Source organism: Streptomyces candidus, assembly GCF_014207445.1.
Taxonomy (GTDB): domain Bacteria; phylum Actinomycetota; class Actinomycetes; order Streptomycetales; family Streptomycetaceae; genus Streptomyces; species Streptomyces candidus.
Map to the genome: position 1 here is coordinate 265,077 of NZ_JACHEM010000013.1, position 12,589 is coordinate 277,665.

Here is a 12,589-nt window from a genome sequence, read left to right on the forward strand (position 1 = left end):
TTGACCCCCTGTCCAGCCACCCCACCCCTGGCCGCCCCACCCCCGGCCACCTCACTCTCCGCGCCCGCCCCCCTCACTTCCCACCCCACCGGCTTCCGCCGCCTCACCATCACCACCCCCCACTCCCGCATCGACGTAGCCCTCCCCGACGACCTGCCTCTCGCCGACCTCCATCCCGAAATCCTCCGCCTCTCCCGGCAGCACCCCGTCCGGCACGCCCCCGTCGGCCATCACCTCGTCCGCCGCGACGGCTCCGTCCTCGACAGTTCGCGCACCCTCGCCGCCCAGCGCGTCCTCGACGGCGAGATCCTGGCGATGCGTCCCTTCTCCGAGTCACTCGCCCCACCGGTCTTCGACGACGTCACGGATGCCGTCGCCTCCGCCGTGGTCCGCGACCGCTCCCTGTGGAGCGACCGACTCACCCGCAGCGCGGGCCTGTTCGCCGGGTCCGCACTCCTCGTGCTGCTCGCCTTCATCCTCTGGAGCGCCTCCGGCCACGGCACCCGCGGACTCCCCGGCGCGCTCGCCGCAACGGCCGCCCTTCTCCTCCTCGCGCTCGCCGCCGTCCGCACCCGCGTGTACGACGACCAGGGCTCCGCCGTCGCCCTCGGTGCCGCGGCCCTCGCGCACGCGGCCGTCGCCGGCACCGCGCTCGCGGCGACGTCACACGGAACAGGAGCGAGGCGGCTCCATCTGCTCTTCGCCTGCGCCGCCGTCCTCCTCTCCTCCGTCCTCCTCCTCATCACCTCCCGCCGAGGCGACACCGCCACCACCGCCTCGCACAGCAACCACCACAGCCCCTACAACCCCGCGGGCCCCGCCAACCCCCCAAGTCACTCGGTTCTCGACACCCCCATCAGCACCCCCACCGACGCCCCCTTCGTCGCCACCACCGTCGCCTCCGCCACCGGACTGCTCGTCACCTTCCTCGCGGCCGTCGCCGACCTCACGCCCTCCCGCGCCGCCGCCCTCTGCGCCCCGCTCGTGGCCGGGGCGCTCGCCTTCCTCCCCGGGCTGTCCGCCCGCTTCGCTCGGCTCCCGGTCGGCTTCGCCCCGCCACCCGCCCCGGCCGCCACCAGCTACGCGGTACACCCCGGCCCGGACCTCGACGCCGTAAACCCGCACCGCGACCCCATCGACCCGGTGCGCATCGCCGCCCGCACCCGCCGCGGTCACGAACTCCTCACCGGCCTCATCGGCGGATGCTCCCTCGTCGCCGTCGTGTCCGCTGCCGTACTCGGCTTCTCCGGCGGAGTCCGTGCCCAGCTGCTCGCCCTCGCCCTCGGCGTCGCCCTCCTGCTGCGCGCGCACCTCTTCCGCTACACGGCCCAGGCAGGCTGCGTACTCGCCGCCGGACTCGCGGCCCTCCTGCTGGCCGGTCTGGGCCCGGCCCTGCGCCCGCCGGCCGCCCCGATCGCCGGAGCCCTCACGTCCGGCCATCAGGACCTCCGTACGATCACGCTCACCGTGGCTGCCGTCCTCGCCGCCACCGTACTGACGGTCATCGGCCTGATCGTTCCGAACAAAGGGGTCACCCCCTTCTGGGGCCGCTTGCTGGAGCTCGCCGAGGCGTGCGTCCTGCTCACCCTCGTCCCGCTCTGCCTGGCCGTCTTCGACGTGTACCGTCTGGTCCGCACCGGCTTCCGGTAGTCCGCGCCGCATTCCCGCGCACGTCGCCCTCGCGCTCACCCTGCGAGGACCGAACCTCCGGCCTGGTACTCTGACCTACGGCCGTTTGTGTACGCGCCCATCGGAGACTCCCCGGAGCTCTGCGGGCTGCGCCCATCGGATCCCCGCCTCCCGAGTAACGGAAGCTCCCCTGAGAACGAGACCAGGGGCACTCGGTGGCAATCACTTCATTACGAGGAGCACGCATGGCGCTCGACGCCGCTGTCAAGAAGCAGATCATGTCCGAGTTCGGCCAGAAGGAGGGCGACACCGGCTCTCCCGAGGTCCAGGTCGCCATGCTTTCCCGTCGCATCTCGGACCTGACCGAGCACCTGAAGACGCACAAGCACGACCACCACTCCCGCCGGGGTCTGCTGATCCTGGTCGGCCAGCGTCGTCGCCTGCTCCAGTACCTGGCCAAGAAGGACATCCAGCGCTTCCGTGCGCTGGTCGACCGCCTCGGCATCCGCCGCGGTGCGGCCGGCGGCGCCAAGTAAGACGCCACGAAGGGAGCGGTTCCCGCCTACTGGGACCGCTCCCTTTGCCGTACGTGCAGAACTTGTACGTGCGGGACGTACCGGACCGCATTTAGTCTGGGACGCGTAGGACCCCGCTGCACGGGAAAGACGCAGCACCAGCTCGACGCTGCACGCACGACGTGACGCGCAGCGTGTACGGCGTACGGGACACCCCGCACGCCGTACGACAAGCACGACGCAGGAAACAAAACGAAGAGCGAGAAGCGGCGCGCCGCCCAGCCCGCCGGTCCTCGGTAGTGGCCCCCGGAGAAACACGACCCCGGGTGCTTCGATCGAAGACCGGCCCGCACCAAGTCGCAGCGCACGCTTCTCCGCCACCGTCCCACCGCCACACGGGCGGCTGGGGACGAAGACGAGGAGAAAACGCTAGTGGAGAACGAGACCCACTACGCCGAGGCCGTCATTGACAACGGCACTTTCGGCACCCGCACCATCCGCTTCGAGACGGGCCGTCTGGCCAAGCAGGCCGCCGGCTCCGCCGTCGCGTACCTGGACGACGACACCATGGTGATGTCGGCCACGACCGCGTCGAAGAAGCCCAAGGACCAGCTCGACTTCTTCCCCCTCACGGTGGACGTCGAAGAGCGCATGTACGCCGCCGGCAAGATCCCCGGCAGCTTCTTCCGCCGCGAGGGCCGGCCCTCCGAGGACGCGATCCTCACCTGCCGCCTGATCGACCGGCCGCTGCGCCCCTCCTTCAAGAAGGGCCTGCGCAACGAGATCCAGATCGTCGAGACGATCATGGCGCTCAACCCCGACCACCTGTACGACGTGGTCGCGATCAACGCCGCGTCCTGCTCCACGATCCTGGCGGGCCTGCCCTTCTCCGGCCCCATCGGCGCCACCCGCGTCGCCCTGATCAAGGGCCAGTGGGTCGCGTTCCCGACGCACACCGAGCTCGAGGACGCCGTCTTCGACATGGTCGTCGCCGGTCGCGTCCTGGAGGACGGCGACGTCGCGATCATGATGGTCGAGGCCGAGGCCACCGAGAAGACGATCCAGCTCGTCAAGGACGGCGCCGAGGCGCCGACCGAAGAGGTCGTCGCCGCCGGTCTCGAAGCGTCGAAGCCCTTCATCAAGAACCTCTGCAAGGCCCAGTCGGACCTCGCCGCCAAGGCCGCCAAGCCCACCGGCGAGTTCCCGGTCTTCCTCGACTACCAGGACGACGTCCTGGAAGCCCTCACCAAGGCCGTCAAGTCGGAGCTCTCCCAGGCCCTCACCATCGCGGGCAAGCAGGAGCGCGAGACCGAGCTGGACCGCATCAAGGAGATCGCCGCCGAGAAGCTCCTCCCGGCCTTCGAGGGCCGCGAGAAGGAGATCTCCGGTGCCTACCGCGCCCTGACGAAGAAGCTCGTCCGCGAGCGCGTCATCAAGGACAAGGTCCGCATCGACGGCCGCGGCGTCACGGACATCCGTACGCTGGCCGCCGAGGTCGAGGCCATCCCGCGCGTGCACGGCTCCGCCCTGTTCGAGCGTGGCGAGACCCAGATCCTGGGCGTCACCACCCTCAACATGCTGCGCATGGAGCAGATGCTGGACACCCTCTCCCCGGTGACCCGCAAGCGCTACATGCACAACTACAACTTCCCGCCGTACTCCGTCGGCGAGACGGGCCGCGTCGGCTCCCCCAAGCGCCGCGAGATCGGCCACGGCGCGCTCGCCGAGCGCGCGATCGTGCCGGTCCTGCCGACGCGCGAGGAGTTTCCCTACGCGATCCGCCAGGTCTCCGAGGCGCTGGGCTCCAACGGCTCCACCTCGATGGGCTCGGTCTGCGCCTCCACCATGTCGCTGCTGAACGCCGGTGTGCCGCTCAAGGCCCCCGTCGCCGGTATCGCCATGGGCCTCATCTCCGAGGAGATCGACGGCAAGACGCACTACGTCGCGCTCACCGACATCCTCGGCGCCGAGGACGCGTTCGGCGACATGGACTTCAAGGTCGCCGGTACGAAGACCTTCGTCACCGCGCTCCAGCTCGACACCAAGCTCGACGGCATCCCCGCCTCGGTCCTGGCCGCCGCGCTGAAGCAGGCCCGCGACGCACGCCTCCACATCCTCGACGTGATGAACGAGGCCATCGACGTCCCGGACGAGATGTCCCCGAACGCCCCCCGGATCATCACCGTCAAGATCCCGGTGGACAAGATCGGTGAGGTCATCGGCCCCAAGGGCAAGATGATCAACCAGATCCAGGAGGACACCGGCGCCGACATCACGATCGAGGACGACGGCACCATCTACATCGGTGCCGCCGACGGACCGGCCGCCGAGGCCGCCCGCGCCACGATCAACTCGATCGCCAACCCGACCATGCCGGAGGTCGGCGAGCGCTACCTGGGTACGGTCGTCAAGACCACCACCTTCGGTGCGTTCGTGTCGCTCATGCCGGGCAAGGACGGCCTGCTGCACATCTCGCAGATCCGCAAGCTCGCCGGTGGCAAGCGCGTGGAGAACGTCGAGGACGTGCTCGCGGTCGGCTCCAAGGTGCAGGTCGAGATCGCCGAGATCGACTCCCGCGGCAAGCTCTCCCTCATCCCCGTCATCGAGGGTGAAGAGAACGACGAAACGAAGGACGACGCCTAAAAGTGACGTCCCGTAGTTCCGAGACGACGGCCCGCCCCTCCTCGGAGGGGCGGGCCGTCGCCCGTACCCAAACGCTTCTCAAGGGGGAGAACGGAATCGGTACGGTACGCAGGACCACCCTCCCCGGCGGCCTGCGCATCGTCACCGAGACCCTCCCCTCCGTCCGCTCCGCCACCTTCGGGATCTGGGTGAACGTCGGCTCCCGCGACGAGACCCCCTCCCTCAACGGAGCCACCCACTACCTCGAACACCTCCTCTTCAAGGGCACCAGCAGTCGCAGTGCCCTCGACATCTCCTCCGCGATCGACGCGGTCGGCGGCGAGATGAACGCCTTCACGGCGAAGGAGTACACCTGCTACTACGCGCGGGTCCTCGACACCGACCTCCCCCTCGCCATCGACACGGTCTGCGACATGCTGACCGGTTCGCTGATCCGCCAGGAGGACGTCGACGCCGAGCGAGGAGTCATCCTCGAAGAGATCGCGATGACCGAGGACGACCCGGGCGACTGCGTGCACGACCTGTTCGCGCACACCATGCTCGGCGACACCCCCCTCGGCCGCCCGGTCCTCGGCACCGTCGACACCATCAACGCGCTCACCGCGGACCGCATCCGCCGCTTCTACAAGAAGCACTACGACCCCACCCACCTGGTGGTCGCGGCCGCGGGCAACGTCGACCACGCCACGGTCGTACGACAGGTGCGCCGCGCCTTCGAGAAGGCCGGCGCCCTCGGCAGCCCCGACGCCACGCCGGTCGCACCGCGCGCGGGCTCCCGCAAGCTCCGCACCGCGGGCCGGGTCGAACTCCTCGACCGCCAGACGGAACAGGCCCACGTCGTCCTCGGCATGCCCGGCCTCGCCCGTACCGACGAACGCCGCTGGGCGCTGAGCGTGCTCAGCACCGCACTCGGCGGCGGTATGTCCTCGCGCCTCTTCCAGGAGGTCAGGGAGAAGCGCGGCCTGGCCTACAGCGTGTACTCGTTCACCTCGGGCTTCGCCGACTGCGGCCTGTTCGGCGTGTACGCGGGCTGCCGTCCCAGCCAGGTCCACGACGTCCTGAAGATCTGCCGCGACGAACTCGACAAGGTCGCGGCCGACGGCCTCACCGACGACGAGATCACCCGCGCCGTCGGCCAGCTCTCCGGCTCCACCGTCCTCGGCCTGGAGGACACCGGAGCGATCATGACCCGGATCGGCAAGAGCGAACTCGCGTGGGGCGAGCACATGTCCGTCACCGACATGCTCACTCGCATCGCCGACGTCACCCCCGACGACGTGCGCGAGGTGGCCCGCGACATCCTGGGCAGCCGGCCGTCCCTCTCGGTGATCGGCCCGCTCAAGGCCAAGCAGGCCGCGCGTCTCGACGAAGCGGTCACGTAACTCCACTCCACCGAAGGAAGCAAAGAGCAATGAGCAAGCTGCGCGTGGCGGTCCTCGGCGCGAAGGGCCGCATCGGCTCCGAAGCCGTACGAGCCGTGGAAGCGGCCGAAGACCTGGAACTCGTCGCCGCCCTCGGCCGCGGCGACACGCTGGAGACCCTCAGGGACTCCGGCGCCCAGGTAGTCGTCGAACTGACCACCCCCGACTCGGTGATGGCCAACCTCGAATTCTGCGTGCGCAATGGAATGCACGCCGTCGTCGGCACCACCGGCTGGACCGACGACCGCCTCGCACAGCTGAACTCCTGGCTCGACGCCTCCCCCTCGACCGGTGTCCTGATCGCCCCCAACTTCTCCATCGGGGCGGTCCTGACCATGAAGTTCGCGCAGATCGCCGCGCCGTACTTCGAGTCCGCCGAGGTCATCGAGCTGCACCACCCGAACAAGGCCGACGCCCCCTCCGGCACGGCCTCCCGCACCGCCCAGCTCATCGCCGCCGCCCGCGCCGACGCGGGCAGCGCCCCCATGCCGGACGCCACGGCGACCGCCCTGGACGGCGCCCGCGGCGCGGACGTCGACGGCATCCCCGTCCACTCGGTCCGGCTGCGCGGCCTCCTCGCCCACCAGGAAGTCCTGCTGGGCGCCGAGGGGGAGACCCTGACCGTCCGCCACGACTCCCTGCACCACAGCAGCTTCATGCCGGGCATCCTGCTCGGCGCCCGCCGCGTGGTCACCGCTCCCGGCCTCACCTTCGGCCTGGAACACTTCCTCGACCTGAACTGACGGCGGCCCCCACACCCATGCGCGCAAAGATCACCTACCTCATCACGGCCGCCGTCCTGGTCGTCTTCTTCGTCCTGGTCGGCGGCCGTGCCGTCGCCATGATGAAGCTGGGCACCCCGCTCGGCATCGGCCTCGGCACCGCCGCCCTGATCATCCCGCTCATCGGGGTCTGGTTCCTCTGGAAGAACACCGAGTTCGTACGGAAGGCCAACAAGCTCGCCGCGACGCTCGACGCCGAAGGCGCCCTGCCCGTCGACGAACTGAGGCGCACCCCGGCCGGCCGCATCGACCGCGACTCCGCCGACGAGGTGTTCGCCAAGCGGCGCGTGGAGACCGAGGACAACCCGGACGACTGGCGGTCCTGGTTCCGCCTGGCCGTCGCCTACCAGGACGCCCGCGACACCCCGCGCGCCCGCAGGGCGATGCAGCGCGCCATCGCCCTGCACGACGGCAAACCCGTCCGCACGGACTGACCGGACCCGCACATGAGTAAGGGGCGACCTCCAGGAGGTCGCCCCTTACTCATGCTGTACACGCCCGGACTACCGCCGGTACTCGGCGCCCCACGCCTCGACGGTGTCGGCCGCCCGGTCGAACGCCTCGGGACGGGACAGGAAGTCCGCGTTGTGGTCGGTCAGCAGCGGCGGCAACGGCGACCCGCCCCGCCGCTCCATGACCAGCGCCTGCCCCTGCACGGCCCGCGGCAGCCCGAGCCAGCGAACCGGCTGCTGGACGGTCCGTACGACCTGGGTCTGCTCCCACGGCACCGTGACGGTGCTCAGGAAACCCACCCGGCGCATGCCCGCCCCGCTGACCCAGACCCCCATCCGCAGGAGCCGCAGGGCACAGGCGACCGTGGCCACCCCGATGCCGAGCACGATCAGACCGGAGGTCAGCTCCGCGGCGAACACGATGATCGTCGCCGACAGCAGTACGAACGACGCCAGCAGCAGCAACAGCGCGGCGCCCCCGACCCGATAAGGCCCGGGGCGGTACGGCCGCCGCCACTGGTCGTGGTCGTCGTACGGCAGCGCGATGTCGTCCGCGTCGGCTTCAAAAGCGCGGTCGGCCGTCAAGAAGGGCAGGGGCACGACTGGTCCTCACTCACAAGCACGCTCGATTGGGCTGTGCCCGGTGAGGCTACCGAGCGGTGTTCCGCCGAGCCACCTCAGGGGGCCCGGAAGAGACCTGACGTGTCGTGAGCTACCCGAATGCCCGAAAGGTCAACGTCCCTGAGCGGCTTCGGACTGCTGCGCCTTGCCCGGTGAGTTCTGCGGATCAAGGGCGGGCAGCCCGAACAGCAGGGAGCCGACCAGGCCGGCGACCACGGTCAGACCGACGAGCGAACGCCCGAAGATCTGCGACGGACTCGGACGTTCCGGTGGGGGCGGGGTGACATTACTGCGGAAGCGGTCGGCCTCGGCCACGAAGGCGAACGGGACGGCTTCTCGCCGGCGAAACATGGGTGTCGCTCCTCTGTTTTTTTCGAATGTCGGCGCATCGGTGATGCCTCTACAGAGACAGACGAACAAGGCTGTCACTTGGTGCCCTGTTTCCCTGATTACCTCGAAGAATGTCCTGACGGTCCGTTCGTCCCGGCGAAGCGCTCCCGGCCCGTAGAGTGGACGCCGCCCAGAGCGACGCAAGTGGAAGGACCGCCGGTGACCGTGACCCCGGACAGCACCCCCGAAGAGACCCAGAAGCCCAGCTTCCGCAGTGAAGTCACTGTCGAGCTGGTCAAGCACGCCGCGCAGGACTCGGACGTCCTGTGGGCCGCCCGAGTCTCGACGGCCGGCGAGCAGTCCCTGGACGAGCTCACCAAGGACCCCGAGCGCTCCAAGGGCCTCATCAACTACCTGATGCGCGACCGCCACGGCAGCCCCTTCGAGCACAACTCGATGACCTTCTTCATCAGCGCCCCGATTTTCGTGTTCCGCGAATTCATGCGGCACCGCGTCGGCTGGTCGTACAACGAGGAATCGGGCCGCTACCGCCGCCTCGACCCGGTCTTCTACGTTCCCGGCGCGGACCGCAAGCTCGTCCAGGAGGGCCGCCCGGGCAAGTACGTGTTCGTCGAGGGCACCGAGGCCCAGCAGGAACTCACCTCCCGCGTCATGGAGGACTCCTACCGTCAGTCCTACGAGGCGTACCAGGAGATGCTCGCGGCCGGCGTCGCCCGCGAGGTCGCCCGCGCCACCCTCCCCGTCGGCCTGTACTCCTCCATGTACGCCACCTGCAACGCGCGCTCGCTGATGCACTTCCTCGGTTTGCGCACCCAGCACGAGCTGGCGAAGGTCCCGTCCTTCCCCCAGCGGGAGATCGAGATGGTCGGCGAGCAGATGGAATCGCACTGGGCGCAGCTCATGCCGCTCACCCACGCCGCCTTCAACAAGAACGGCCGGGTCGCCCCGTAACGCCTCCACAGGCACCTTGCGGGCACAGATGTACGGATGGGCCGCACGAGGTGTCCGTATTGCGGCGTTTCAAGAAGTTCATCTAGGCTGATCAAACGGACCCGGCACTGCTTGAACCCCCGAGCAGGCAGTGCCGGTGTCCTCTTCCCCCGCCGTACACTGTGCCCCCGAGGGGACACCCCGCGCTGAGCAGCGAGTAGCGTGTTACCCATGGCTCCGATCTCCACTCCGCAGACCCCCTTCGGGCGGGTCCTCACCGCGATGGTCACGCCCTTCACGGCGGACGGCGCACTCGATCTCGACGGCGCTCAGCGGCTCGCCGCCCATCTGGTGGACGCAGGCAACGACGGCCTGGTCGTCAACGGCACCACCGGCGAGTCCCCGACCACCAGCGACGCGGAGAAAAACGAGCTGGTACGGGCGGTACTGGAAGCGGTCGGCGACCGGGCCCACGTCATCGCCGGAGTCGGCACCAACGACACCCGTCACAGCCTTGAGCTGGCCCGCGCCGCCGAAAAGACCGGCGCCCACGGCCTCCTCGCGGTGACGCCGTACTACAACAAGCCCCCGCAAGAGGGCCTGTTCCGGCACTTCTCCGCCATCGCCGACGCCACCGGGCTCCCGGTGATGCTGTACGACATCCCGGGCCGCAGCGGCGTCCCCATCAACACCGAAACGATCGTCCGACTGGCCGAGCACCCGCGGATCGTCGCCAACAAGGACGCCAAGGGCGACCTCGGCCGCGCCAGCTGGGCGATCGCGCGCTCCGGCCTCGCCTGGTACTCGGGCGACGACATGCTCAACCTCCCGCTCCTCTCCGTGGGAGCGTGCGGCTTCGTCTCCGTCGTCGGCCACGTCGTCACACCGGAACTCCGTGCCCTGCTGGACGCCTACCTCTCCGGTGACGTGCGGAAGGCCACCGAGCTCCACCTGCGGCTCCTCCCGGTCTTCACCGGCATGTTCCGCACCCAGGGCGTGATCACCACGAAGGCGGCCCTGGCCCTCCAGAACCTGCCGGCCGGACCCCTGCGCATGCCGCTCGTCGAGCTGTCCGCGGACGAAACCCACCAGCTCAAGATCGATCTCGCCGCAGGCGGGGTACACCTCTAAACACTGACTTCACAACTGAACAAGCGCTACCGAGCAACACCCCCACACAGACAACAGCAGCCCGTGCAGCCACTGCACGCACACGACATGCCCGCCACGATCCCCGAGATCCACGGCGGGCGTGGTGAGGAGAGTCTTTTGAGTCATCCGCATCCCGAACTGGGCGCCCCGCCGAAACTCGCCAAGGGCGGCCTCCGCGTCACTCCGCTCGGCGGTCTCGGCGAGATCGGCCGCAACATGACGGTCTTCGAGTTCGACGGCCGTCTGCTGATCGTCGACTGCGGCGTCCTCTTCCCCGAGGAGGAGCAGCCCGGCATCGACCTGATCCTGCCGGACTTCACCTCGATCAAGGACCGCCTCGACGACATCGAGGGCATCGTCCTGACCCACGGCCACGAGGACCACATCGGAGGAGTCCCCTACCTCCTCCGCCTCAAGCCGGACATCCCCCTCATCGGCTCCAAGCTGACCCTCGCCCTGATCGAGGCCAAGCTCCAGGAGCACCGAATCCGTCCCTACACCCTTGAGGTCGTCGAGGGCGACACCGAGCGTCTCGGTCCCTTCGAGTGCGAGTTCATCGCGGTCAACCACTCCATCCCGGACGCACTGGCCGTCGCCATCCGCACCCCGGCGGGCCTGGTCGTGTGCACCGGCGACTTCAAGATGGACCAGCTCCCGCTGGACGGCCGCCTCACCGACCTGCACGCGTTCGCCCGTCTGAGCGAGGAAGGCATCGACCTCCTCCTCTCGGACTCCACGAACGCCGAAGTCCCGGGCTTTGTTGCGCCCGAGCGCGACATCTCCAACGTGCTGCGCAACGTCTTCGCGAGCGCGGAGAAGCGCATCATCGTCGCGAGCTTCGCCAGCCATGTGCACCGCATCCAGCAGATCCTGGACGCCGCCCACGAGTACGGCCGCCGTGTCGCCTTCGTCGGCCGCTCGATGGTCCGCAACATGGGCATCGCCCGCGACCTCGGCTATCTGAAGGTCCCGGGCGGCCTCGTCGTCGACGTGAAGACCCTCGACGACCTCCCGGACGAGGAGGTGGTGCTGGTCTGCACCGGTTCGCAGGGCGAGCCGATGGCCGCGCTCTCCCGGATGGCCAACCGCGATCACCAGATCCGCATCGTCCCCGGCGACACGGTCATCCTCGCGTCGTCCCTCATCCCGGGCAACGAGAACGCGGTCTACCGTGTCATCAACGGCCTGACCCGCTGGGGCGCGAACGTCGTCCACAAGGGCAATGCCAAGGTCCACGTCTCGGGACACGCCTCGGCCGGCGAGCTGTTGTACTTCTACAACATCTGCAGGCCGAAGAACCTGATGCCGGTCCACGGCGAATGGCGCCACCTGCGCGCCAACGCGGAGCTGGGCGCCCTCACCGGCGTCCGCAAGGACCACATCGTCATTGCCGAAGACGGCGTCGTCGTCGACCTGGTCGACGGCCGCGCCAAGATCGTCGGCAAGGTCCAGGCCGGCTACGTGTACGTCGACGGCCTGTCGGTCGGCGACGTGACGGAGAGCCACCTCAAGGACCGTCGCATCCTCGGCGACGAGGGCTTCATTTCGGTCTTCGTCGTGGTCGACAGCACCTCCGGCAAGATCGTCGGAGGCCCGACGTTCCACGCCCGGGGCTCCGGCATCGACGACGCGGCGTTCAACGCCGTGACCCCGAAGATCGAGGAAGCTCTCGCCCGCTCGGCGGCCGACGGAGTGATGGAAGCGCACCAGATCCAGCAGCTCATCCGCCGCTCGGTCGGCAAGTGGGTGTCCGACAGCTACCGGCGCCGCCCGATGATCCTTCCGGTCGTCGTCGAGGTCTGATCAAGGCCCCACTACCTCATCGCCCGGAGCGGGGCACCTCGATTTGCATCGAGGTGCCCCGCTCCAGTAGGTTTACATCTCCACCCAGCGGGAACCCGAACACCTCAGCGTGCTCTGGCTGTTCTCGCGGAGGAGTGGAATTTCCGACTCAGAACTTCTGATAAAGTCGGGACCGCCGGAAAGGGAAAACGCGAGAGCGGGAAACCTGGAAAGCACCGAGGAAATCGGCACTGGAAACGGTCTGATAGAGTCGGAAACGCAACAACACAAAAGAAACACCGAACGAAAAC

11 protein-coding genes are annotated in these 12,589 nt (G+C 68.9%); 9 read left to right on the top strand and 2 right to left on the bottom strand.

The features are described from left to right. Positions 1-27: 27 nt before the first annotated feature. The 6 genes from eccD (at position 28) to HNQ79_RS24450 (ending at position 7,424) form a co-directional block, all read left to right on the top strand. Positions 28-1,650 (top strand): type VII secretion integral membrane protein EccD, encoded by a 1,623-nt coding sequence (eccD, locus tag HNQ79_RS24425; protein ID WP_185034608.1) that lies wholly within the window; start codon positions 28-30, stop codon positions 1,648-1,650. Positions 1,651-1,874: 224 nt separating this feature from the next. Next, a complete protein-coding gene (gene rpsO, locus HNQ79_RS24430) occupies positions 1,875-2,165 on the top strand; it encodes a 30S ribosomal protein S15 (RefSeq protein ID WP_185034549.1) in 291 nt (96 codons plus the stop codon). Positions 2,166-2,576: 411 nt separating this feature from the next. After that, positions 2,577-4,787 carry a polyribonucleotide nucleotidyltransferase gene (locus HNQ79_RS24435; protein WP_185034551.1) on the top strand — a complete coding sequence of 737 codons (2,211 nt, stop codon included), beginning with the start codon at positions 2,577-2,579 and terminating at the stop codon, positions 4,785-4,787. A 2-nt stretch (positions 4,788-4,789) separates the two neighbouring features. Continuing rightward, positions 4,790-6,169, top strand: coding sequence for a M16 family metallopeptidase (locus HNQ79_RS24440; protein ID WP_185034553.1), 1,380 nt, complete (start codon positions 4,790-4,792; stop codon positions 6,167-6,169). 29 nt (positions 6,170-6,198) lie between these two features. Further along, positions 6,199-6,951 carry a 4-hydroxy-tetrahydrodipicolinate reductase gene (gene dapB, locus HNQ79_RS24445; RefSeq protein ID WP_185034555.1) on the top strand — a complete coding sequence of 251 codons (753 nt, stop codon included), beginning with the start codon at positions 6,199-6,201 and terminating at the stop codon, positions 6,949-6,951. A gap of 17 nt (positions 6,952-6,968) precedes the next feature. After that, entirely contained in the window at positions 6,969-7,424 is a 456-nt protein-coding gene (locus tag HNQ79_RS24450; protein ID WP_185034557.1) for a tetratricopeptide repeat protein, read from the top strand. 69 nt (positions 7,425-7,493) lie between these two features. On the opposite strand, the gene HNQ79_RS24455 is transcribed toward HNQ79_RS24450, so the two are convergent. Next, the gene (locus tag HNQ79_RS24455; RefSeq protein ID WP_185034559.1) at positions 7,494-8,042 is read right to left on the bottom strand and encodes an SCO5741 family PH domain-containing membrane protein; all 549 of its coding nucleotides are present in this window, start codon (positions 8,040-8,042) and stop codon (positions 7,494-7,496) included. 132 nt (positions 8,043-8,174) lie between these two features. Next, positions 8,175-8,414 (bottom strand): hypothetical protein, encoded by a 240-nt coding sequence (locus HNQ79_RS24460; RefSeq protein ID WP_185034561.1) that lies wholly within the window; start codon positions 8,412-8,414, stop codon positions 8,175-8,177. 198 nt (positions 8,415-8,612) lie between these two features. Between HNQ79_RS24460 and thyX the strand changes: the two genes are divergently transcribed. The 3 genes from thyX (at position 8,613) to HNQ79_RS24475 (ending at position 12,299) form a co-directional block, all read left to right on the top strand. Further along, complete coding sequence (gene thyX, locus HNQ79_RS24465) at positions 8,613-9,365, top strand: FAD-dependent thymidylate synthase (protein ID WP_185034562.1); 753 nt, start codon at positions 8,613-8,615, stop codon at positions 9,363-9,365. Positions 9,366-9,575: 210 nt separating this feature from the next. After that, positions 9,576-10,475, top strand: coding sequence for a 4-hydroxy-tetrahydrodipicolinate synthase (gene dapA / locus HNQ79_RS24470; RefSeq protein WP_185034564.1), 900 nt, complete (start codon positions 9,576-9,578; stop codon positions 10,473-10,475). Between the two features lie 138 nt (positions 10,476-10,613). Then, positions 10,614-12,299 (top strand): ribonuclease J, encoded by a 1,686-nt coding sequence (locus HNQ79_RS24475; RefSeq protein ID WP_185034609.1) that lies wholly within the window; start codon positions 10,614-10,616, stop codon positions 12,297-12,299. Positions 12,300-12,589 lie beyond the last annotated feature (290 nt).